Here is a 21,670-nt window from a genome sequence, read left to right on the forward strand (position 1 = left end):
CGCAGAGCCTTGATACAAACGCTCCACAGTCATTGGCACGAGGGGATGCGGCACATGTCCGACGACAACTTGAAGATGGACGCGGACGCACTCGACGGGTTCACCGCCCAACTCAACAGTCTGATTCGCGACGGCTCGGCGACCATGTTCCCGGCGTCGTTCCACGGCGAGATGGGCGACGGCGGCGTCGAGAACGCCATATCCGACATGGCAAGCACCGACATGTCCATCGGGCAGCGTCTCAACAACTACCTGTCCGCGCTGGCCGGGCTCACCGGCGCCAGCGCCAAGGCCACCCGGGACATGGACAAGCAGCTGGCGGACTCCGTCACCAACCCGCCGCACGGAAAGCTGGCGCAGCTCTGATGGGCGGCCCGCGGAACTCCAACGACTGGACCGTGTTCGGCCTGTCCGGCGACCCCGTGCCCGGCGACACCTCGTCGATCCAGAACGTCGGCCAGATGCTCACCGCCCGCGAGACCGCCGCGTACGAGGTCAGCGTCGGCATCAACGGCCTGGCCACCGACCAGGAGGTGAACGCCTGGCTCGGCGCCAGCGGCGACGCCTTCCGCAAGACCCTGGAACCGGTGCCCGGCCTGCTGCGGCAGATGGTCGACGCCTACAACCAGGCGGCGGCCGCGGTCACGAAGTACGCCTCCGATCTGGCCACCGCGCAGCACTTCGCCGACTCCGCCTACCAGCGGCGCAGGAGCACGATCAAAGACTGGCAGAGCAAGAACCCGGGCAAGCCGCTGCCGGCCGGCGGATTCCCGCCGCTGGATGTCGACCTCCAGCAGTGGGACAGCGAGGACTACACCATCAACCAGGGCGCGATCCCGGCGCGTGCCCAGGCCGCCGCGGCGTGTGTGAAGGCACTGCAGGACGCCGAGAGCACGCTGCGCCGGGTGCAGTCGGCGCTGGGCGACCCGAAGTTCGCGAACTTCAACAACACCTATGTGGCCAACGGCGGCGACCTGTCGCAGTTCACGCGGCCGAACGCGCCGGTCCAGGTCTTCGGCGACGTCCTGGAGAACGCCGAGGCCGCCGATCTGACCCGGATCCTCAACGGCGGCAAGACCGACGCCAGCCCGGACGTGGTGCGCGCCGAACTCAGTGATCTGACGTCGGAGTACCAGAGCGACAGCGCGTTCTGGGCCAAGCTCGGGCCCTCGCTGGGCAACGTCGTGGACTGGATCCACACCAACAAGGGCCCGGAGAGCACCGACGCCTCCGACCAGATCCTCATCAATACCCTGGGACAGCGGACGGCGACGGCCGCCTCGAACGGGTCGCTCAGCTCGCTGGACGTCACGGGACTGGGCACCGCGAGCATGGTCGGGCTGGCCAAACTCCTGGGCACGACCAAGGGCTCGGACTACCAGAACGAGAGCGGGCAGGACTTCCTGGCGTTCACGACTCAGGAGTACATCGAGGGCGAGTCCGGCGTCGATGCGTGGGACCGGCAGAACTACGACGGCGCGCTGAACACGATGCTGGGCCTCACTTCGCAGAACGACGCCGCAGCGCGGACCCTGTTCGCCGGCAGCGACGGCCAGCACCTGGTGACCGAGCTGCTGACCGGCGAGGCGCAGGTGACCCGGGAGCAGCTCGCCGGCCGCGGCGGATCGATCACGGTCACCGGGAGCGGCTACGAGGGCGTCGACCCGAAGAACGTCGCCGCGCTGTTCGACGCTGCGCGGGCGCCAGTCGACGGCAGCGGCGTGCGCGGAGACGACCCGGCCAGCATGGACCGGCTCAACGCGGCGAACAACATCATCCAGGCCGCCGCCGCCTTCGACCACTACTCGCCGTCGAGCAGCGAGCTCTCGCAGGTCAAGGGCTGGAGCCTGCCGCCGCAGGTGACCAACTCCCTGGAGGGCTACGCGAAGGCGTACTCCTTCGACCTCGCGACGTCGACCACCGACTCCAACAACGGCGCCGGCATCACCACCGTCGGCGGCGACCCCAACGGACAGCCGATGTTCCTGGTGTCGTCCCAGCAGGCGCACGACTTCCTGGACCTGTCGCTGAAGGATCCGCACGCCGCCGGCGACTACCTGGGATTCGCCAAGGCGCAGTTCCAGAACTCGGTGGAGCTGGACATGGCGTCCCACGGCACGGTCGACCACAGTTCGGCCTACGCGAACCTGGTCGCCACCTCGCAGCAGATCATCGACGAGCAGCACATGTCGGGCGCGAAGGCACAGGACGCGGCGGCGGCGCAGCGTGCGGCGATCGTCAACGCACTGCTGTACTCCGCGGGCAACGCGCCCGGGCCCGACGCGGTGGGCGTCGGCCAGGCCCTGGACGGTTTGATGACCCCGTACATCGAACAGCTGCCGGGCCTGCAGACCAACCACGCGGCCGACATGCAGGTCGCCAACCACCAAGCGGACCTGCTCATCGGCGGGAAGGCGGACATCGCGGTGGTCCAGGCCGCGGTCGACAGCGGCATGCTGACGGTTGGCGATCCCGGCCACGACCACCTGGCGCCCGGCATCCTCGACGCCAACGGCCACGTCCAGGACAACGCGACGTTCCGGTCCTGGTACTCCGAGCACCAGAAGATCGTCGTGGCACCGACCAACGATCCGCACCTGCAGAACCTGAGTCTGGAGGACTATGTCTCGCGGATGACGCGCGCTATGAACCAGCACTCGTGACAGAGGACTGATTGCGTCGAGGGGACCCGCCGGGGGTGGCGGGTCCCTTTCGCTTGTCCGGGATCACCGGTTCGCTTGTCCGATCACCGGCTCACTCCAGATACACGGTCTCGATCCATTGCGGCGGACGGCGGTCGATGAAGGTGCCCTGGCTGTCGTAGCGGGTAAGCGAGCGGGGCGAGGCGAAGATGCCGGCGACGACACGGCTGCCCGGTTCCTCCTCGGGCCAGGGGGTCTTGCCGTCAGTGAGGACGACGGTTACGTCGGGGCGGGGCGCGCGGGTCATCGCCGCGCGGATGCCCTTGCGCAGATCGGTGCCGCCGCCGCCGACCAGGGTGAGCTCCTCGGCCTGGCAGACGTGCTGGGCGGTCTGCACGGCCGCGTCGCAGGTGTAGACGGCGACGCTGCGGCCGCTGACGCCGACGGCGCGGGCGATCGCCGCCAGCTCTGTCAGGGCGCTGCCGAGGTCGACGTCGGAGACCGAGCCGGAGGTGTCGATGACCACCGCCACCTGCGGCAGCGGCCGGCGCAGGCTCGGCAGCACCAGCCGGCCGCCCAGGCTCGCGCTGCGGCGGCTGGGGCGGCGGTAGGTGTAGTCGCCGGCGCCCGCCGCCGCGCCGAGCGAGGCGCGGAAGGCGGCGCCGAGGAGCGTGCGCCAGTCCTGCGGCACCTTGCCGTAGCGCTCGGCCCAGCGCTGCCAGCCCGCCGGGGCGGTTCCGCGGCCTGCGGCGATGGCGTCGCGGACGCTGATGCGGATGGCGGCGGCTTCATAGTCGCCGAGGGGATGCGCGCCGGCGGCGTCGTCCTCCCAGGGCGTCGGGCCGTCGTGGGCACCGGAGCCGCAGTCGGTCCAGTGCGCGGCGACCATCGAGGGGGTGACGTCGTGGACGTACTCCTCGAAGAGGTCGCGCTCCGGGACGCGCAGGCTCGCGGGGGTCAGGGCACCCTTGGGCAGGCGCGGGCCGGTGTTATTGGGGTCGTCGGGGTCGGGCAATCCTTCGAAGAGGTCGTCGTTGATCTCCAGATCCATTGCGATATTCAGCCGGACCTGCTCGCGACGCGGGTTGCCGGGGTCGAGCGGAGCGGAGCCGGGACGGCCGACGGCTTCGTGCCGAATGCTGGCGTCGGTCAGGCGGCGGGCGCGGGTGTGGTGGTCGCGGACCAGGTGGGAGACCTCGTGAAGCCAGACGCCGGCAAGGTCGCGGACGGCGTGGGCGCTGACGAAGGCGGGGTTGACGTAGCAGCGCCAGTGGCGGTCGACGCCCATGGTCGGGACGGCGTAGGTGGGGACGATGGCGATCGCGTGGAGGGCGACGGCGAGGTAGGGGCAGGTGGCGACGGCGAGGCGCCGGGCGGCGAGGAGTTTGGGGGCGTCGAGGGCGGCGGCGGCTTGGGCGCGGTCTCTCTTCTCAATATCCTGATGTTGCCGCCCTTGAGTCACAGTATGTTGATCTTGCTTAACCTCTTCGGCCCTCAGTCCGGACACTCTGGCCGGGCGAGCGGTGAGACGGCTGGGCCCGGCCATGACCGCCGGCGTCGGGATCTTGAGTGCGGTCATTCGCCCCACACCAGGAGTGCTTCGAGGGCGCCGAGACCGTCCAGCTGCGCGGGGAGCTCCCACGCCGGTTCGCGGAGTGCGGCGAGCTGCATCGCCGGTGCGGCGAGAAGGTCGACGGGGACGGCGGCCGCGAGGCGGGCGATGAGCGTCCAGCCGGCTTCCCAGCGCTCGCGCGTGGCGTCGCGCCCGATGGCGTCGACGACGGCAGCGAGGGTGGCGTGGACCAGATCGCCGCGCTCGGGCAGTTCGGCACCGATGGGATCGGCCAGGACGGACTCGGGATCGGGCAGATCCTGCCGCTCGAGGAAGGCGAGGAACTCCAGACCCGCGCCGTCGCCGACGGCTCCGCGGATGGCGATGGCGACGGCTTCGGGATCGGCGTCGGCCGCGTAGCCAAAAGCGAGCAGGCGCATCGCCATCTCCCAGGTGCGCGGCGACGGCCAGGCACCAGCGCGGGCTGCGGCGGTCGCGGGCATGCGGTGGGTGTAGTCGGGACGCACGGTGAGGAAGGCGCAGACCGCACTACGGGCCCTGGCAACGGAGCGTTCTAACTTGGCCGGATCCAACTGCGGCAACGCCACCTCCGGCCACACCCCGCCGAGCCCGCGCACGACAACGTCGGGATCGTGCAGCCACGCAAGGTGCACGAACCGGTTGGCCAACGGCGGCGCCAACTGCCAGCCGTCAGCAGCACTCCCAGCGGGATTCGCAGCAGCAACGATGCGCACCGAAGCGGGCAGCTCAAGGCTCCCCACATGCCGCTCCAACACAACGCGCAGCAAAGCAGCCTGCACAGCCGGCGGCGCCGACGAGATCTCATCGAGAAACAGCAACCCACTCCCAGCCCGATGCAACCGCACCGCCCAATCCGGCGGCGCCATCGCCACCCCCTCCCCAGCCGGATCAGCACCGATAATCGGCAACCCAGCGAAGTCAGAGGGATCATGCACACTCGCAATAACGGTCTCCAACGGCAACCCCAGCCCCCGAGCAAGCTGCACCAAAGTCGACGACTTCCCAATCCCCGGCTGCCCCCACAACAGCACCGGCAAGTTAGCCGCAACACCAAGCGCCAGCGCTTGGACATGCGGATCGGCCCGCGATTCGGTGCCGCTGGCCCGAGTGAGCGCGATGAGGTGGTCGGCTGCCTGGAGCTGGGTGAGCTGCTCGGCGATGGGATCGGACGGCTCGGGCACGTTTGCGCTGACCAGCTCAGAAGAGTTCGCTGCGGCAGGCAACATGGCAGCTGGCTCAGGCAAGCTAGTTGCTGCGACCGACTCGGGCAAGTTCGCTGCGGTACTCGGTGCGGCAGGAGGCTTGGTTGTTGACTCAGGCGGGCTTGCGGCGGCGACCGGCTCAGGCGAGTTGGCTGCGGTTGTCGGTGCGGCAGGCAGCGCGATGGCTGGCTCGGGTGAGTTTGCTGCAGCTGGCTCGGGTCGGCTTGTTCCGGCAGCAGCTGCGGGACTTGTTTTGGCGCGGTCGTCTGCCGTGGTCGTTGTCGGGAGCTGGATCTCGGTTGTCAGTGTCATGGTCACCTGGGGGTTCGGGCCGGGTCCCCCTTTCGGGTGCGCCGGCGGGTGGTGGGGGCGGGGGTGCGGGTGGCGGCGGCGAGGGTCATGCGGTGGCGGAGGGTGTTCTCGGTGTGGGTGGCCAGGGCTTGGGCGACTGTGCCGCCGGTGGGGAGGGGGATGTGGGTCAGGGTTGCGCGGGCGCCGGCGTGGGTGTGGAGGAGGTTGTGGACGTCGGTGGTGCGGCCGTGGGCTAGGAGGGATGCGGCGAGGTCGATTACGTGGCGGCCTGAGGACAGGTAGTTCAGTGCCTGTTGGCAGGGGTTCGTTGGGCCGCCTAGGCGTGAGAGCAGGGCTTCGCGGCCGGGGTGGGCCGAGTGGTCGGGGATGTGCCAGGTGTTGTCGTGGAATGCGATGCGGTGGCGGGTGGGTCCGCAGTCGATCCATAGGGCCGGGGCGTCGTCGGCGGTGCCGTGGCAGGGTCCTGCGATGAAGGGGACTTCGCGGTAGAGCCATTCGTCGGGCTCGGGGGTAGATCGCTGCGGAGAGGCCAGAAGCGCCGCCGCGATCAGTGGATGCAGCTCGTGATCGCCTAGGTAGCCGAAGCGCAGGAGGTCGGCATCGACGACCCGCGACCACACCGCGTTCGGCACGATCGGCAAGCCAAGCGCCTCACGATCCGCCGCTACCCGCACAGCGACCGCATCCGAGCGCAGCCCAGACAGCACCAGCGTGCCGACGCCCGATCGCACCACGGCCTCGTCGACACCGGGCAGCGCGTCGCGCACACGACCGGCGAGACCGGCGATGCGGATGGGCAAGGCAGCCAGCCAGCGCGCACGGCTACGCATTTCCGGAAGACGTAGCGAGAACCCGCCAGCCTGCCAAGCCTCCGCGCACCGCCCGGCATCCTGCAGCCACGCGATCTCGCGCTCGGCAGGCGTGGCATCGCACAGCCCAGCCAGCTCCCCCGCGGCGTCGGCACTCCAGAACATGCGATGCCGCAGCAAGCTCAGCCGCTCCGGGTACTTCAACCGCACAGCCTCGACAACGGAACGCGTCGCCCCGTCGTCCCGACCGCCGAGCAGCACCAGCACGACCCGCTGCCCCGCATCGAGCGCGAACTGCGGCGTCGCAGCCGCCAGCGTCAAGCGCCGCGTCCCATCGCTGAACTCCGCCAACGGCACCAGCAGCCCGGCGAGCAGATCGCCCACGCCATGCCCACGCCGCGGCAGATGCCACCGCAACAGATCCGGCGACAACTCGCGCAAAGCATCCAGCACCTGGTCAGCGATCGCGGAACCGTAGTACCGCCGGACCGAATCAGGCCTCAGACACACATCGACATCGGCAGCAGCACAAGCGCCCCGCCAATCGCCGACCGCACGCCGCTCCGCGACCGCCGCGATCATCGTCGGCGGAACGCCGTACCGCCGCGCGGCGACAGCCGCCCGCGCACGCGTCTCGGAAAGCGTCGCCGACGCCGTCAACCGGCCGCGAGCCTCGGAAGGAACCGCGTCGGAAGGAACCACATCGGACGAAATCGCTTCGGAAGGAACCGCATCGTAAAGAACCACACCGGGCGCAGCATCCGCACCGGAATCGAAAGGGCCGCCAAGCGCTTCAGCGCGCGAGCCCACATGATCAGCCGTCCGCACCGGCTCCGTTCCCATCATGGGGCAACGGGGGTGTCGGCGGCCTCCAATCTCTTCATCAGCATTCTTCGTGGGTGGTCATCGGGGACGATGGACACTCGGAATCATGCACTGCCTCCCCGCAACTGCGCAACCGGTCAGCCGATAGGCCGGTCGCGCCGGAAAACAAACCAGCCGCCCCACCCCGAAGGGCGAGGCGGCCGGTCCGCTGTGTCAGTGCGCGGACTCTGTCACCGGGTCAGGCGGTCAGCGTCCGAAGCCGAACGACCGCAGGAACAAGGCGTTCGGCGAGCCGACGCCGGTGGCCTCGTCGTAGCCGCGGGCGGCGGGCAGGCCCTCGTCCAGGCCGTACTGGATCAGGCGGTACTTGCCGGCCGCGGGGCTGCTGGCCGGGTACTGGAAGACCACGGAGTGCGTCGGCGAGCCCGCGATCTGCTTCGGGTTCTGGACCACGTCGGTGGTCAGGAACGAGCGGGCGTAGATCGCCGGGTTCGCGAACCCGACCGGGATGCCCCACTGCGCCTGCTGCGCGTCGGCCAGGATGCCCGCCCACGACGGCGCGGAGACCGAGGTGCCGCCGTAGCCGCCCTCGCTGTAGACGCCGGTGCTCGGGTCGGTCTGGCCGACCAGGGTGCTGCTGAAGTACAGGTCGCCGTTCAGCGCGATGTCCGGCGTGGTGCGCATGGGGTGCGCGGCCTTGGTGCCGTTCATCAGCGTGGTGGACAGCTTGTTCGGGACCGTCCAGCTCTGGTACCAGGGCTGGGCCTCGGTCTCGCTGACGCCGCCGCCGCCGCCGAAGGTCTCGCCGGCCGGGGTCCAGGAGGCCGAACCCGGGGCGGTCTGGCCGCTGCGGGTGTCGCCCATCGGAGCCTCGAAGGCGTAGTTGCCCTGCTTGTTCAGCGCCAGGGCGGTACCGCCGACCGAGGTCACCCACGGGGAGCTGGTCGGCCACTCGACCTGCGCGCGCGAGGAGCTCGGGTCGCAGTTCAGGCCCTTGGAGATGGAGTAGGCGTCATCGTTCATGCAGTCGCCCGAGGAGAAGTCGAAGGCGATGCCCTCGGCCGCGCCCTCCATGAAGATCTGGTTGTACGCCGCCTGCTGCGCCGGGTCGATGTCGCCGTTGGTCGAGTACTGGATCTCGCCCCAGCTGTTCGAGACCACGTCGGCCAGGTGCTTGTCGACGATGTTCGCCTCGGCCGAGAGCAGGTCGGAGTCGAAGCAGGAGTTCGCCGCCACCGTGAGGATCTTGGCGTCCGGCGCCAGGCCGTGGGCCATGTCGACGTCCAGCGACTCCTCTCCGTAGTCGCCGAACCCGCACAGGTCCTGGTTCGTGTACTGCGACGGGTCGTTCACCTCGGAGTACTGCCCGGGCTTGAACGGCTTGTCGCCGTGGTTGACCGCGTACTTGTTGGCGTCGGCCTCCATGGTCGGCGAGCCGTACCAGTTCACGATCGCGATCGTGGCGCCCTTGCCGGTCAGGCCGGTGCTGCTGACGCCGTAGGCCTGGCGCAGCTCGGAGGGGATCACCGAGCACTGCGCCAGCGTGGCCGGCGTGGTGTACCCGGCGGGCACGGCGGGAGCCGAGGACGGCGCCGGCTTCTGCCCGTAGTAGTCCGAGCAGGACGGGTCGTTGTTGGAGATCCCGCCCTTCTTCGAGGTCTGGGGGTCCTTCTGGTGGTTGGTGGTCGCGTGGATCGTGCTCTGCGACAGACCGGAGACGCCCGAGATCACGCCGGCCAGCGCCGAGGGGATCTTCGCGTCGGACTGCGGCGCGCGCAGCGTGCCGTCAGCCGTGCGGTAGTTGTGCAGCTGCGTGCCGAACGCCTTCTGCGCGGCGGCCACGGTGCCGGTGACGTCGATCCAGTGGCTGTTGGTGCCCGAGACCTTCAGGCCCGACTGCTTCAGCCACGCGGTGACCTCGTCGATCTGCTTCTGCGAGGCGCCGAACTGGCTCTGCACCTGAGCGGCGCTCAGGTAGTGCTTGTAGCTCGCGCTGTTCGGGTCGCTCACGGCGCGGGCGAAGGCCTGCAGCCCGGCCGCGTTCTGGCCCGAGAGGTAGACCCGCACGCTCAGCGGCGCTGCGGTGCCGGTCTGGCCGAGGTCGGCCGAAGCGGTCGCGTAGGCCGGGGTGCTGCCTGCGAGCGTCGACGAGCCGGAGTCGGCGTTCGACGGTGCGGCGAGCGCCACACCGGCGGTCACGAACGCCGCGACGGCCGTCATGGTCGTGGCCGTGGCTATTCGTCGGCGGTGCCGTGGTACGGCATTGGTCATGGTGCGTGTTCCCTTCCCGAAAAGAGGGATGAATGTTCCCAATGCCCGATTGACGCATTGTGGGCAGTGGGATACGAGCCCGCGTCGGTCATTTCTATAGACGGCCAACGGACGAACACAAGGGTAAGAAGTACCCGAGTTTGATCGGCCGCCTAGGAGATGGTCAGGATTTTACGAATCCGTCACCGAGAGTTGCCGGACGCGTGCGCCGGGAACTGGCCGGAAAGCGCCCGAGTCCTGATGAAACACGCGAACCGCCGCCACCGCAAGACGGTGTTTTTCCGGTTGTCCGGCCAGACCGGATGCGCGAGGATCCGGCAATGTCTGGGAGTGTTCCGCCGGATTCGGCGCTGCGGCCGTATCCGAAGATGGCGTCCAGCGGAAAGGGTGACACACCCGCCGCCCGCGAGTGGGTCGCGACCGAGAAGGTGCACGGCGCGCACTTCGCAATCGTCTGCGCCGGCGTTGAGGCCCGGCCGGCGAAGCGGCGCGAACTGCTCGGCGAGGACGATCTCGACGGGTTCTTCGGCGTGAGCCGCATCTGGCCGACGCTGTCGGTGGCTGCCGCGCGGTGTGCGGCGGTTCTGCGCGACGCCGAAGAGGCCGCAGACGCCGTGGTGACGCTCTATGGAGAGCTGGCAGGCGGATGCTATCCGCACCCTGATGTCCCCGAGGCCGAAGACGCGCAGCCGGTACAGACCGGGGTCTGGTACGCGTCGGGCTTGTTCTGGCTGCTGTTCGACGCGCAGCTGACGGTCGGCGAGCGCCGGTGGTGGGTCGCGGAACGGGAGGTGCGCGCGGCTGCTGCGGAAGCCGGGCTGTGGAGCGTGCCGCTGCTGGCGCGAGGACCGTTGAAGCAGTTGCAGGACCTGCCGGCGGCGTTCGCGAGCCGGGTACCGGCGTTGTTCGGACTGCCGGAGATCGGCGACAACCTGGCCGAGGGCTACGTATTGAAGCCGGCTGTCAGGTGGGAGGAAGGCGACGCGCGGCCGATTCTGAAGGTGAAGCAGAAGGCCTTCGCCGAGGACGAGCGGTTCGCAGGCGCACGGCCGTATATAGCGCCGCCGGACGGCGCGGCAGGGGTCCCGGCGTGGCTGGTGGTTCAGGCAGCGGCGCTGCTCACCCCGACGCGCGCCGCCGCCGCGGTGAGCAAGCTGGGTCCCGGAAGCGCGACAGAAGTTGTCGCGGCGGAGGTGGCGAACGACGCCGCGGAGGAGATCTCCGACGAGCTCGGCGGCTTGGATCCCCTTCAGATGAAGGGACTCGCCGAGGCGCTGATGGCCGGCGCGCGGACGTTGGCGGCATTCGACGCGGCGGATCGGCGGCGTGCGGCTCGGCGCTGACGAATGCCTCGCGAGAGCAGAGAAGCCCTGGCTCCGGCGCCGAAAACGAGGCAGGGACTGGCAAAAACGAGCTGTCCCTACCTCCCTGGGTCACCTTCCATCGCCGCGCGACTCAGGGCCCAGATATCGGCGACAGGTCCCATGTGGGCGAGCTTGTCCGGGTTGACCAGCGCGTGGATGGCTTGAATGCGTCCTTCGGCCACATCGAGCGTCATCACGCTGAGCACCTTCCCGTCGGGCGCGTGGAAGATGGCGCCGGGCTGACCGTTGAGCGCGTGCGACTCCAGTCGCACGCCGATCCGGTCGAACCGCTCGGCCACGAACACGACCAGCGCCGCGACCGCCTCCGCGCCGTACGCCTCCTGCGCGACCAGCGGAGCCTTGCCGCCGCTGTCGCCGACCAGACAGACGTCGGCCGCCAGCAGCTCGCGCAGCCCGGCGACGTCGCCCTCGCGGAAAGCGTCGAAGAAGCGCTCGGCGAGTTCCTCGCGTTCGTGGCGGTCGGCTTCGAAGCGCGGGCGGCCGTCGTTCATGTGCCGCCGGGCGCGTACCGCGAGCTGCCGGCAGGCGGCTTCGGAGCGTCCGACCGCCGAAGCCACCTCGGGGAAGCCGAAGCCGAAGACCTCGCGGAGCACGAACACCGCGCGCTCCAGCGGCGAGAGCCGTTCCAGCAGGAGCAGCGCGGCCGTCGACAGCGAGTCCGCCAGTTCGGCCGCGCGCTCGGGGTCTTCATAGGGGTCGGTCAGCAGCGGCTCGGGCATCCACGGGCCGACGTACTCCTCGCGCCGTACCCGCGCTGAGCGCAGCACGTCGATCGAGATGCGCGTGACCACCGCCGACAGGAACGCCTTCGCCGAGGCCGGCTGCGTCGAGGTCCCCTGCCAGCGCAGCCAGGTGTCCTGGACCGCGTCCTCGGCCTCGGCCACGCTTCCCAGGATCCGGTAGGCGATGGAGAACAGCAGCGGACGCAGGTCCTCGAACTCCTCGTCGCGCGTCATATCCGCCCCTTCCTCGGCTGCCGACTACCAGCCACAGCCACCACGTCAGCCTGTCATCGATCATGACGAGACAGCCGAGCCGACTGTGACATCGGGCTACCGAGGCTCCAGCCGCACCGTCGCCTCCCGAGCCTTCCCGGTCGTCTCGGACTCCACGATCGACTCCGCGAATCGCTTGTACTTGCGGCGGTACTCGGCGTCCAGCTCGTCGGCCAGTGGACCGTCGGGCGCGACCTCGACGAACGTCACGTCCTTCGACACTCCGCCGGCGCGGATGTGCCCGGCGTGCCGGCGCGTGGCGCCTCGGAACCACGCCGAGGTGCGGCCGTAGACACTGCGCAGGTACAGGTCGTCGCCGTCGCGGACCACCCACACCGTGCGCGGCTTGCCGAGGCTGTCGTCCTCGCGCAGGAAGGCGACCTCCATTTCCTCGGCGGGCCCGATGCGGGTCAGTTCGTCAGCGGTCCAGGTGCTCATGCCGGTTCCTTCCGTGGCGCGGTTTCTCACAACGTCCGTCGCCACGCCGCGCCGCGCAGCCTCTCCCGGCAGCCGTTACGCCACCCGGACGACCACCTTCCCGAAGCTGCCCTCGTCACGGTAAGAACGGTACGCGTCGATCGCGTCGTCGAACCCGAATTCCCGGTCCACGACCGGCCGGATCTGGTGCGCCGCAACGGCTCGGCACAGCGCCTCCAGCTCCATACGGTTGCCGACGAACTCGCGGCGGATGGTGGCGAGCGATCCGCTCAGATCGTCTTCGGTGATGGTGAGGACTTCCGGCTGCGCCGAGACGACCCAGAGCAAGCAGATCTGCGCGTAGGTGGACGCGGCGCGCAGCGACTGGCCGAAGGTCGCCGGGCCTTGGGTCTCCACGACCAGATCGACACCCGCACCGCCGGTCAGCGCACGGACCTCCTTGGACCACTCCGGCGTCGCGGCGTAGTCGACGACGTCATCCACGCCGACCGCGCGCAGCCGCTCCGCCTTCGCCGCGCTGGACGTCGTGCCGATGACCCGGCAGCCCATCGCCTTGGCGAGTTGGGCGGCGAACAGGGAGACGTCGCCGGTTCCGAGGACCAGTACCGTCTGCCCGGCGGTCAGCGTCCCCGGTCGGGTCAGAGCGTTCCACGCCGTCACTCCGGCACAAGGCAGCGCGGCGGCTTCAGCCCAGCTCAGGTGGTCGGGAATGAGCACCGCGGCGGCCTCGTCGATGAGCGCGTACTCGGTCAGCCAGCCGTCGACCGTGCAGCCGAGTTGGTCGACGACCTCTGCTCGCAACGGTCCGCTGATCCAGCGCGGCCAGTACGAAGCGGTGATGCGGTCCCCGACCGCGAACCGGCTGACGGCGTCCCCGACACCGACGACCTCCCCTGCGCCGTCGCTGAGCGGGACCACGCCGGCGCGCGCCGGAAGCGGGTACCGGCCGGCCGTGATGAGCAGGTCACGGCGGTTGATCGAGGCGGCGCGGGTCTTGACCAGGAGCTGGCCGGGTCCGGGCGTCGGCACGTCTTCGGTGGCGAGGGTGAGGTCGTCCAGGGATCCGGATCCCGGCAGGCGATAGGTGCGCATGGCTTCAGCGTGCGACGGCGCGTGCGGTGATCCAATTCCTTGGAGGGAATGGACCGGCGGCGCTGCGATGCCGAAGACTTCCAGGGTGAGCACTGCGATCTCTGAGATCTCCTCGAAGCCGCCCTCGCCCGCCTTCGGCGCCGAGCTGCGGCGCTGGCGGACGCTGCGCCGCGTGAGCCAGCTGGAGCTGGCCAACCGCGCCGGCACGACGCAGCGCCACCTGAGCTTTATGGAGCAGGGACGCTCGCATCCGGGGCGCGCGATAGTGCTGCGGCTGGCCGAGTCGCTGCGGCTCACGCTGCGGGAACGCAACGCCCTGCTGTTCACCGCCGGCTACACGCCTGCGTATGAGGAGACCAGCTACGAGGCGCCGGCGTTCGCTCCGGTGCGCGAGGCGATGGAGCGGGTGATCGAAGGGCACCTGCCGTATCCGGCGCTGCTGCTGCGGCGTCCAGGACGCGTGGTCGCGGGGAACCGAGCGTTTTCCGTGTTCTTGGAGGGCTGCTCCCCGGAACTGCTCACTCCCCCAATCGACCTGCTGCGCGTCATGCTGCACCCCGACGGCGTCGCGCCGCGGGTCGCCAACCTCGCGCAGTGGGGACGGCACGTGATCGACAACCTGCGGCTGCTGGCGGCGCAGAGCCCTGACCGCGGGCTGGACGCGCTGGTGGAGGAGCTGGCGGGGTACGTGCCGGAGGCGCCGGCGGACCAGACCTACCTCGGCTTCGCCGTGCCGATGCGGCTCAGGGTCCCGGAGGGCGAGCTGCGGCTGATGACGGCGCTGACGTCGTTCGCGACGGCGGTGGACGTCACGGTCGCGGAGTCGGTGCTCGAATCGTTCCTGCCCGCGGACGCCGAGAGCGCCGAGATCCTGGCGGCGCGGGACCGGCTCGCGGCCGAGCGGGGCGAAGCAAGGTTGCTCACCGGGCTCTGATCCGCGAGTCACCATTCGGGTCACCACGCATGCCCCCGCCGCCGGTCGCGACCACGATGGCAGAGGCGAACGCCGCCCCGCCCTGGGCAGGCGAGAATGCGAGCGATGCGATGCAAGGCTTCTCCCGGGAACCCGGTACGACCGGGCCGATCACCATCACGCTGCCCAAGGCCGGTGAGCGGAAAGTCTGGGGCTGGGCCGTCATCATCGCCGTCGGCGGCTTCCTGTTCGGCTTCGACACCGGCGTGGTCTCCGGCGCGCTGCTGTACATCGCCAAGGACTTCGACCTCTCGAACTCCGAGAAGAGCAGCGTGGTCAGCGTCCTGCTGATCGGCGCGATGATCGGCGCGCTGGCCGCCGGACGGATCTCCGACGGGCTCGGGCGCAAGAAGGCGGTGACCCTCTTCGGTCTGGTGTTCGCCGTGGGCACGCTGGTCGCGGTCGTCGCGCAGGACTACTGGACGCTGCTGGCGGCGCGCTTCATCCTGGGCCTGGCGGTCGGCGGCGCCTCGGCGCAGGTCCCGGTCTACCTCGGCGAGATCTCGCCGGCGAACATCCGCGGCCGCATCCTGTCGCTGAACCAGCTGCTGATCACCGTCGGCATCCTGTGCTCGTACCTGATCGACCTGGCGTTCTCACACAGCGGGAACTGGCGCGCGATGTTCGCCTTCGGCGCCATCCCGGCGCTGATCCTGAGCCTGGGCGTGTGGTTCGTGGTGCCGGAGTCGCCGACCTGGCTGTACACGCAGGGGCGCACCGAACAGCTGCGCAAAGGGCTGCTGAAGGTCACCGACGCCGCGCAGGCCGACGAGATCATCGAGGTCTACGGCCGGCGCACCGCTCTGGCGGCGGAGCAGGAAGCGGCGCGCGGCGAGCACGAGAAGGGCTGGCGGATCCTGCTCACGCCGGGAGTGCGCCCGGCGATGATCGTCGGGCTGACGATGGCCGCGCTGCAGCAGTTCGGCGGCATCAACACGATCATCTACTACGCCCCGACCATCATCGAGCAGACCGGCCGAAGCGCCAGCAACTCGATCATCTACTCGGTCTACATCGGCATCATCAACTTCGTGATGACGGTCGTCGCCATCAACACCATCGACCGCCTCGGCCGGCGCCAGCTGCTGCTGACCTCGCTGGCCGGGATGGCCGGCTTCGTGGCGCTGCTGGGCTTCAGCTTCATCTGGAGCTGGAACTCCAACCTGACGCTGCTGTTCATGGTCGCCTACATCGCGGCCTTCGCCGGCGGCCTCGGCCCGGTGTTCTGGGTGCTGGTCGGCGAGATCTTCCCGACCCGGGCCAAGGCCGACGGCTCGAGCGCGGCGACGACCGTCAACTGGCTGTCGAACTTCATCGTCAGCGAGTCCTTCCTGACCGTCGCCAACGGCATCGGGCAGGGGCAGACGTTCCTGATCTTCGCCGGGGTCTGCGTCGTCGGCCTGCTGTTCGTCGGCCGCTACGTGCCGGAGACGAAGAACCGCGACACGAACGAGGTGCAGGCGGCGCTGTTCAAGCGGTTCGGGAAGCAGCCGGTGCCGGCGTCGCGGACGTCCGCTGCGTCGTATGACGCGGGGCGCGCGGACGCGGGCTCGGCGGTCGACCCTGCCGAGCGTCGACAGGATCGCCGGTGAACCGCAGGCGCTGATCAGCGGTTTTGTGCCGCTGATCTGCGCCGCGCCGCAGCCGCCGCTACTTCTTCTGCGCGGCGTCCTTCGGCTCGGGGTTGTGCTTCGGCTCCGGCGTCGCCTCCCCGATATGCGTGGCGTAGAACAACTCCTCGGCCGGGTTGTGCCAGCCGTCCCCGCCGGGCAGCTTCGCCGCCGCGTCGGGTCCCCAGCCGCCCGACTTGTAGACCGTCGGCTTGCCGCTCTCCAGGATCTTCCCGACGATCCGCCAGCTCTCCTCGATCGCCGGGAAGAACGCGAAGCCGCTGGAGTCGCCGACGACCGCCGCGTGCAGGATGTTCTCGTACGGCTTGGCCTGGCCGCCGAGCACCTTCTCGAAGTCGATGCCCATCGGGAAGGACACCGGCAGCTGCCCGCGCTCGCCCCGGCGCGCCATCAGCTCGAAGGCGATGCCGGCGCCGGGCTCCAGCCGGATCCGGATCAGGTTCGGCGGGACGTCGCCGGCCAGCCCGCGGAACAGCTCCGACGGCGGCCGCCGCAGCTGCACGCACACCTCGGTCGCGGTGACCGCCAGCGCCTTGCCGCTGCGGATGTAGAACGGGACGCCGGCCCAGCGCCAGTTGTCGATCCACAGCCGCAGCGCGATGTAGGTCTCGGTCTCCGAGCCCTTCTTCACGCCCTTCACGTCGAGGTAGCCCTCGTACTGCCCGCGCACGACGTCCGCCGGGTCGATGGTGCGCACCGAGTGCAGCAGCCGCCACTTCTCCAGCGCCAGCGCCTGCGGGTCGGCGACGTTCGGCGGGTCCATCGCCAGCAGGGTCATCACTTGGAAGAGGTGGTTCTGGACCACGTCGCGCAGGCAGCCCACGGCGTCGTAGAACGAGCCGCGGTCGGCGACGTCGAAGTCCTCGGCCAGGGTGATCTGCACATTGTCGATATAGGAGCGGTCCCACACCGGCGCCAGCAGGGTGTTCGCGAAGCGGAAGGTGCCCAGGCCCTCGACCGACTCGTCGCCCAGGAAGTGGTCGACGCGCAGAAGGTGGTCGCGGTCGAAGTACTGCTCCAGCACCGCCTCGAGCTGCCGCGCCGAGGCCAGGTCGTGGCCGAAGGGCTTCTCGACCACCAGCCGCGCGTTCTTGTTCAGTCCGGCCTCGGCCAGACCGGCGGCGACCTTGTCGAACAGCGAGGGCGGGATCGCCAGGTAGTGCGCGGCGAAGCCCTTTCCGGCGACCGCCTTCCCGATCTTCGCGTAGATCGCCGGGTCGGTGAAGTCGCCGGTGACAATGCTCAGGTCGGCGGCGAACTTCGCGAACAGCTTCTCGTCGATGGTGTAGCCGGCGTCGATCACTGACTGGCGGGCGTGCGCGCGCAGCGCCTCGTCGTCGAAGTCGGAGTAGGCGACGCCGACCACCGGTACCGTGAGCATGCCGCGCTCGGTGAGCTTGTACAGCGCCGGGAGCAGCATCTTCTTCGCGAGGTCGCCGGTGATCCCGTAGAGCACCAGGATGTCGGCGTGCTCCAGGTCGTGGTTGTGGGTCGAGGTCACGCTGGCGGACAGCGGCATGGTGCGGGCTCCTTCGCTGGTGGTTGGCGGCGCCGGACAGCGGTCGGTCAGCCCGCCGCGATCCCCCACGATCCTCGGTACTCGGCACCCGGTTCCAGCCGGATGAGGTCCACGCCGCTGGCGAACGCGTTCGGCGGGCCGGTCATCGGCTCGCAGCCCAGCCCGCGCCGCCGCTGATCCGGCGGGACCTGGTCGGCGGTGTAGATCTCCAGCCACGGCTGCGCCTGGTCCAGCCAGAAGGAGGTGCTGCGCCGGCTGCCGGTCAGACGGACGCGCGCGAGTCCGTCGGCGCCGCGTGCCAGACCGGTGAAGGCGATGTCGATCTTCTGGTCGCCGAGCACCCGGCCGGCGCGCAGGTCGTATTCGCTGCCCGCGACGTCCTTCGGGGCGCCGATCGGGATCATCCGGTCGTCCACCGGCTGGTAGAGGCTGCCGGGGAGCCGGACGGTGCAGGCGTCCAGCGGTTCGCCCACGGTGAGGTAGGGGTGCATCCCGTGCGCGTAGGGCAGCGCGCGGGAGCCGGGGTTGGCGGCGAGGAGCGTGACCGTCAGGCCGTCCTCGGCGTCCAGGCGGTACTCCACCTGGACGTCGAGGCGGAACGGGTAGCCGGTCGATCCGTGCAGCGAGCAGGCCAGCACGACGGTGTCCGGGCGCTGCTCGACCGGGGACCAGGCGGCCCAGCGCGTCAGGCCGTGGATGGCGTTGTCCAGCTCCGGCTCGGACAGGTCGAGCTGGTGGTCGCGGCCGTCGAAGGTGTAGCGGCCGCGGTCCACGCGGTTCGGCCAGGGGATGAGGAGCTGCCCGAACGCCGCGGGCGCCGGCTCGTCGGCGTCATAGGACAGGACGAGGGGTTCGCCGTCGTGGGTCAGCTCTCTGAGGCCGGCGCCTTCTTCCGTGACCACCGCGCGGTAGGGACCGGCGGTGAGCTCGTATTGCTCGCCGGTGAGGAAGTCCGCCATGCGTCCTTAGTAGCGGACGTGCGGCGGTGGTGCGCCCCGGGCGGCGAGCGCTGCCGCCATCCGGTCAACAGCGCTCGTTTGCACGGGCTTGCCGAGGCTCTGTCAGCTCCAGCAGCCCGTGGCCGCTGCCGTGACGACGAAGTCCTCGAAACGGCGCGGGGCACGGCCCACCGCGCGTTCGACGCCGTCGGTCAGCCCTTCGAGGGCGCCGGTGCTGCCGAGCCCGATCAGGTGGGTCATGCGTTCGGCCGCCGGCCGCGGAACGCCGCGGGCGATCTGCTGCTCCAGGAAGGTCTCGGGCGTGACGGCGAGGTACTGCAGCGGCTTGCCGGACGCCGCGGAGATCAGCTCGGCGGCCTCGCCGAAGCCAATGGCGCGCGGGCCGGTGAGCTCGTAGACCTCGCCGGCGTGCCGGTCCTCGGTGAGCCCGGCGACCGCGACGTCGGCGATGTCCTCGGCGTCGACGAACGGGACGCGGCCCTCGCCGGCGGGCAGAGCGAGCGTCCCGCTGCGGACGGCCGGGAGCCAGAAGTCCTCGCTGAAGTTCTGCGCGAACCAGCCAGGGCGCACGACGGTCCATTCGAGGCCTGACCCGCGGACCGCCTGCTCGGTGGCGTGCAGGGGGTGCTGGTCGTGGTCGGCGCCGGGAGCGGAGAGCAGGACCAGGCGGCGGACTCCGGCGTCCACCGCGGCGTCGACCACGGCGGCCAGGCGCGGCGGGTTGTTGTCGCCCTCGACGGAGCCGGGCTCGAGGAGGTAGGCGGCATCGATGCCGGCGAAGGCCGGGGCATGCGTGGCGGGGTCGTCGAGGTCGAGCTGGACGTCGCCACCGGTACGGCTGGCAGTGCGGACCTCGTGGCCGGCGGCGGCGAGGCGGGTAGCGATACGGCGGCCGGTCTTGCCGGTGCCGCCGAGAATCAGGTAGTTCTTCACCTCTCCAGATAACCGTGATCGATCTGGACTCTCCATGGGAGATCGTCGCCGAAACCTTTGTGAACGTCCAGCGAGAGGGCTAGCCTCGGAAGGGTGGACACGCTCAGCGATCTGCTCCGCCGCGCCGGAGCCGGCGACGCACAGGTGCGCCAGCTGATCCAGCGGCCGCCGTGGTCGATCACGTACGCCGACGCCCCGGCGCTCACGGTGTTCGCCACCCTCGGCGGGCAGGCGGCGCTGCGGCTGGAGGATGTGCCCTCGGTGCCGCCGGTCCGGCTCGCAGCCGGGGACATCGCGCTGGTCGCGCACAGCACGCGGCACACGATCTCCGACGACCTGGCGACCCCGCCGCAGGTGCTGATCCGCGACGGTCGCAAGCAGCTGCTCGGCGACCCGAGTACGCACGCCGCTTTGGAGGCCAATCTGGCGCCGCGCACATGGGGCGATGGATTGCCAGGGGCGACGACGATGCTGCGCGGCATGTTCAAGCTCCGCGGCGAGGCCGGCCGACGGCTGCTGGCGATGCTCCCGCCGCTGGTCGTCATCCCGGCTGCGCCCCGCACCGGCGCCGCGCTGGACCTGTTGGCTGCCGAGACCACGCTCGACGAACCCGGCCAGGACGCGGTCCTGCATCGCTCTTTGGACCTGGTGCTGGTCCTCGCGCTGCGCTCCTGGTGCGCAAGCCTCGGGCCTGCCGACCCTTCCTGGTACGCGGCCCTCACGGACCCCGCGATCGGCAGCGCTCTGGACCATATCCATACCGACCCCGCACACCACTGGACGGTCGCGGAGCTCGCGGCAATCGCCGGGCTGTCTCGCGCCGCCTTCGCCGCCCGGTTCACGCAGCTGGTCGGCCAGCCGCCGATGACTTACCTCGCCGGCTGGCGCATGACGCTGGCCGCCGACCTGCTGCGCGAGGACGCTGGGACGACGGTCGCGGCTGCGGCGCAGGCGGTCGGGTATCAGGACGCGTTCGCGTTCAGCGTGGCTTTCAAGCGGGCGAAGGGCATGAGTCCTTCGCGGTGGGGGCGGGCAGAGGCGGTCGAGGCGGTCGGCGAAGCGATTCGCTGACGGTTCGCCGCGCCGCTGTGCTGCCGCGCCGATGGTCGGCGGGCCTCGGCGCGCTTCGGTGCTTCGGAGCGCCTCGGTGCTTCGGGGTGCCTCAGCGAGCCGAGGTGTAGACGGCGCCCAGCTTCGCGACGGCTGCCTGCACGGTGTGCTGAAGATTGGTCAGTCCCGGGTCCTTCGGGTTCTGCTCCGCCGCTCCGGTGTTGGACACGTTCAGCACGGTCACACTGTTGCCGCGCTGGATGACCGCCATGTAGTCGACGCCCATGCTGCCCGTGGTCGAACCGGTGTGGTCCGTCGAATCCATGGCGACGCGGATGGCGTAGCCGTTGCTCACTCCGGGCAGCGAAGCGGTGGAGATCGTGAACTTCGTCGGCGCGTCGGTCCACTGGAAGCGGGATGCGCAGTCCGCGGTCCAGCCCTTGTGCTTGGTGAAGTCCGCGCCGGCGGCGGCCACCGACGTGTACGTGATCACCGTCTCGTTGACCTGCGCCATGCTGTTCGAACTCGACCAGCCCAGCGTGCGGCCGTTCACCCAGGCGGGGTTGTGCGGGTACTTGGGGTCCAGGAACTGGGGACGGGGAGTGGGGTCGCAGCCGTCCGGATCCATCACCTGGACTCCGGGGACGGTCGAGCCGTCGTGCTGCTGCCAGGATCCGGACGGGGCGGGCAGCAAGTCCGACTGCGCGAGCATCGCGCTCGTCGGGATGTCGGTGCGAACCGGTGCGTTCGGGCTCGTCTTCGGGCTCGTCGAGGAGGTGGCGGCCGAGGTCGGCGTGGTGGGAGCGGTCGTCGGCGTCGATGGCGCCGCCGATGACGACGTCGAAGACGCCGGGCCCGCGACCGAAGTCGGCGCCGCGGCAGCGCTGTCCTTGGACGGCGCGGACGCGCAGGCGCTGACGCCGATGGTCGACACCGCCAGAACGGCCGCGGCTACAGATGCCTTGATGCTCATGTGTTTTCCTCCCCGGGACTGCCGTGCCTCTCGATCACAAAGACGCGCATCTCCCGCGTCGGTTGCC

General features: G+C 70.0%; 17 protein-coding genes. 6 read left to right on the top strand and 11 right to left on the bottom strand.

Translation table 11 applies throughout. The features are described 5' to 3' along the window. Nucleotides 1-54: 54 nt before the first annotated feature. Together CACI_RS42795 and CACI_RS42800 are read left to right on the top strand one after the other, a co-directional pair. Nucleotides 55-366 carry a hypothetical protein gene (locus CACI_RS42795; protein WP_015797206.1) on the top strand — a complete coding sequence of 104 codons (312 nt, stop codon included), beginning with the start codon at nt 55-57 and terminating at the stop codon, nt 364-366. Then, the gene (locus tag CACI_RS42800) at nt 366-2,663 is read left to right on the top strand and encodes a putative T7SS-secreted protein (protein ID WP_015797207.1); all 2,298 of its coding nucleotides are present in this window, start codon (nt 366-368) and stop codon (nt 2,661-2,663) included. The genes CACI_RS42795 and CACI_RS42800 overlap by 1 nt, the downstream gene beginning before the upstream one ends. Nucleotides 2,664-2,754: 91 nt before the next feature. Here the strand turns inward: CACI_RS42800 and CACI_RS42805 are convergent, their stop codons facing one another. The 4 genes from CACI_RS42805 to CACI_RS42820 form a co-directional block, all read right to left on the bottom strand. Next, complete coding sequence (locus CACI_RS42805) at nt 2,755-4,104, bottom strand: vWA domain-containing protein (protein ID WP_049871916.1); 1,350 nt, start codon at nt 4,102-4,104, stop codon at nt 2,755-2,757. 113 nt (nt 4,105-4,217) lie between these two features. Next, nucleotides 4,218-5,462 carry a sigma 54-interacting transcriptional regulator gene (locus CACI_RS42810; RefSeq protein ID WP_015797209.1) on the bottom strand — a complete coding sequence of 415 codons (1,245 nt, stop codon included), beginning with the start codon at nt 5,460-5,462 and terminating at the stop codon, nt 4,218-4,220. Between the two features lie 290 nt (nt 5,463-5,752). Then, a complete protein-coding gene (locus tag CACI_RS42815) occupies nt 5,753-7,405 on the bottom strand; it encodes a serine/threonine-protein kinase (RefSeq protein WP_143765636.1) in 1,653 nt (550 codons plus the stop codon). Between the two features lie 225 nt (nt 7,406-7,630). After that, a complete protein-coding gene (locus CACI_RS42820) occupies nt 7,631-9,655 on the bottom strand; it encodes a S53 family peptidase (RefSeq protein ID WP_083796008.1) in 2,025 nt (674 codons plus the stop codon). 320 nt (nt 9,656-9,975) lie between these two features. Here CACI_RS42820 and CACI_RS42825 point away from each other — a divergent pair, with 320 nt between their 5' ends. After that, nucleotides 9,976-10,998, top strand: a complete 1,023-nt coding sequence (locus CACI_RS42825; RefSeq protein WP_015797213.1) for an RNA ligase family protein — start codon at nt 9,976-9,978, stop codon at nt 10,996-10,998. 77 nt (nt 10,999-11,075) lie between these two features. Here the strand turns inward: CACI_RS42825 and CACI_RS42830 are convergent, their stop codons facing one another. The 3 genes from CACI_RS42830 to CACI_RS42840 all read right to left on the bottom strand — a co-directional run bounded on the left by CACI_RS42830 (nt 11,076) and on the right by CACI_RS42840 (nt 13,565). Then, nucleotides 11,076-11,996, bottom strand: a complete 921-nt coding sequence (locus CACI_RS42830; protein WP_015797214.1) for an RNA polymerase sigma-70 factor — start codon at nt 11,994-11,996, stop codon at nt 11,076-11,078. 96 nt (nt 11,997-12,092) lie between these two features. Then, complete coding sequence (locus CACI_RS42835) at nt 12,093-12,473, bottom strand: DUF2255 family protein (RefSeq protein ID WP_015797215.1); 381 nt, start codon at nt 12,471-12,473, stop codon at nt 12,093-12,095. 75 nt (nt 12,474-12,548) lie between these two features. Beyond that, complete coding sequence (locus CACI_RS42840; protein ID WP_015797216.1) at nt 12,549-13,565, bottom strand: zinc-dependent alcohol dehydrogenase family protein; 1,017 nt, start codon at nt 13,563-13,565, stop codon at nt 12,549-12,551. A 67-nt stretch (nt 13,566-13,632) separates the two neighbouring features. On the opposite strand from CACI_RS42840, the gene CACI_RS42845 reads away from it, so the two are divergent. Together CACI_RS42845 and CACI_RS42850 are read left to right on the top strand one after the other, a co-directional pair. Continuing rightward, the gene (locus tag CACI_RS42845; protein ID WP_015797217.1) at nt 13,633-14,499 is read left to right on the top strand and encodes a helix-turn-helix domain-containing protein; all 867 of its coding nucleotides are present in this window, start codon (nt 13,633-13,635) and stop codon (nt 14,497-14,499) included. Nucleotides 14,500-14,555: 56 nt separating this feature from the next. Next, nucleotides 14,556-16,130: a sugar porter family MFS transporter gene (locus tag CACI_RS42850; protein ID WP_395994353.1), complete on the top strand. Its 1,575-nt coding sequence runs from the start codon at nt 14,556-14,558 to the stop codon at nt 16,128-16,130. A 58-nt stretch (nt 16,131-16,188) separates the two neighbouring features. Here CACI_RS42850 and zwf read toward each other — a convergent pair whose 3' ends face one another. The 3 genes from zwf to CACI_RS42865 all read right to left on the bottom strand — a co-directional run bounded on the left by zwf (nt 16,189) and on the right by CACI_RS42865 (nt 19,580). Next, nucleotides 16,189-17,688, bottom strand: a complete 1,500-nt coding sequence (gene zwf / locus CACI_RS42855) for a glucose-6-phosphate dehydrogenase (protein ID WP_015797219.1) — start codon at nt 17,686-17,688, stop codon at nt 16,189-16,191. 47 nt (nt 17,689-17,735) lie between these two features. Further along, the gene (locus CACI_RS42860) at nt 17,736-18,647 is read right to left on the bottom strand and encodes an aldose 1-epimerase family protein (protein ID WP_015797220.1); all 912 of its coding nucleotides are present in this window, start codon (nt 18,645-18,647) and stop codon (nt 17,736-17,738) included. Between the two features lie 102 nt (nt 18,648-18,749). Further along, nucleotides 18,750-19,580, bottom strand: a complete 831-nt coding sequence (locus tag CACI_RS42865) for an NAD(P)H-binding protein (RefSeq protein ID WP_015797221.1) — start codon at nt 19,578-19,580, stop codon at nt 18,750-18,752. Between the two features lie 93 nt (nt 19,581-19,673). Here CACI_RS42865 and CACI_RS42870 point away from each other — a divergent pair, with 93 nt between their 5' ends. Next, nucleotides 19,674-20,651, top strand: a complete 978-nt coding sequence (locus tag CACI_RS42870) for an AraC family transcriptional regulator (RefSeq protein WP_015797222.1) — start codon at nt 19,674-19,676, stop codon at nt 20,649-20,651. 91 nt (nt 20,652-20,742) lie between these two features. On the opposite strand, the gene CACI_RS42875 is transcribed toward CACI_RS42870, so the two are convergent. Then, complete coding sequence (locus tag CACI_RS42875) at nt 20,743-21,603, bottom strand: hypothetical protein (RefSeq protein WP_015797223.1); 861 nt, start codon at nt 21,601-21,603, stop codon at nt 20,743-20,745. Between the last annotated feature and the right edge of the window lie 67 nt (nt 21,604-21,670).

Source organism: Catenulispora acidiphila DSM 44928 (genome assembly GCF_000024025.1).
Lineage (GTDB): Bacteria > Actinomycetota > Actinomycetes > Streptomycetales > Catenulisporaceae > Catenulispora > Catenulispora acidiphila.

Excerpts from the sequence above, each read along its gene's own strand:
- CACI_RS42795 (WP_015797206.1), top strand. The coding sequence starts at position 55 with ATGTCCGACGACAACTTGAAGATGGACGCGGACGCACTCGACGGGTTC.
- CACI_RS42800 (WP_015797207.1), top strand. The coding sequence starts at position 366 with ATGGGCGGCCCGCGGAACTCCAACGACTGGACCGTGTTCGGCCTGTCC.
- CACI_RS42810 (WP_015797209.1), bottom strand. The coding sequence starts at position 5,462 with ATGTTGCCTGCCGCAGCGAACTCTTCTGAGCTGGTCAGCGCAAACGTG.
- CACI_RS42815 (WP_143765636.1), bottom strand. The coding sequence starts at position 7,405 with ATGATGGGAACGGAGCCGGTGCGGACGGCTGATCATGTGGGCTCGCGC.
- CACI_RS42820 (WP_083796008.1), bottom strand. The coding sequence starts at position 9,655 with ATGACCAATGCCGTACCACGGCACCGCCGACGAATAGCCACGGCCACG.
- CACI_RS42825 (WP_015797213.1), top strand. The coding sequence starts at position 9,976 with ATGTCTGGGAGTGTTCCGCCGGATTCGGCGCTGCGGCCGTATCCGAAG.
- CACI_RS42830 (WP_015797214.1), bottom strand. The coding sequence starts at position 11,996 with ATGACGCGCGACGAGGAGTTCGAGGACCTGCGTCCGCTGCTGTTCTCC.
- CACI_RS42835 (WP_015797215.1), bottom strand. The coding sequence starts at position 12,473 with ATGAGCACCTGGACCGCTGACGAACTGACCCGCATCGGGCCCGCCGAG.
- CACI_RS42840 (WP_015797216.1), bottom strand. The coding sequence starts at position 13,565 with ATGCGCACCTATCGCCTGCCGGGATCCGGATCCCTGGACGACCTCACC.
- CACI_RS42845 (WP_015797217.1), top strand. The coding sequence starts at position 13,633 with ATGCCGAAGACTTCCAGGGTGAGCACTGCGATCTCTGAGATCTCCTCG.
- CACI_RS42850 (WP_395994353.1), top strand. The coding sequence starts at position 14,556 with ATGGCAGAGGCGAACGCCGCCCCGCCCTGGGCAGGCGAGAATGCGAGC.
- zwf (WP_015797219.1), bottom strand. The coding sequence starts at position 17,688 with ATGCCGCTGTCCGCCAGCGTGACCTCGACCCACAACCACGACCTGGAG.
- CACI_RS42860 (WP_015797220.1), bottom strand. The coding sequence starts at position 18,647 with ATGGCGGACTTCCTCACCGGCGAGCAATACGAGCTCACCGCCGGTCCC.
- CACI_RS42875 (WP_015797223.1), bottom strand. The coding sequence starts at position 21,603 with ATGAGCATCAAGGCATCTGTAGCCGCGGCCGTTCTGGCGGTGTCGACC.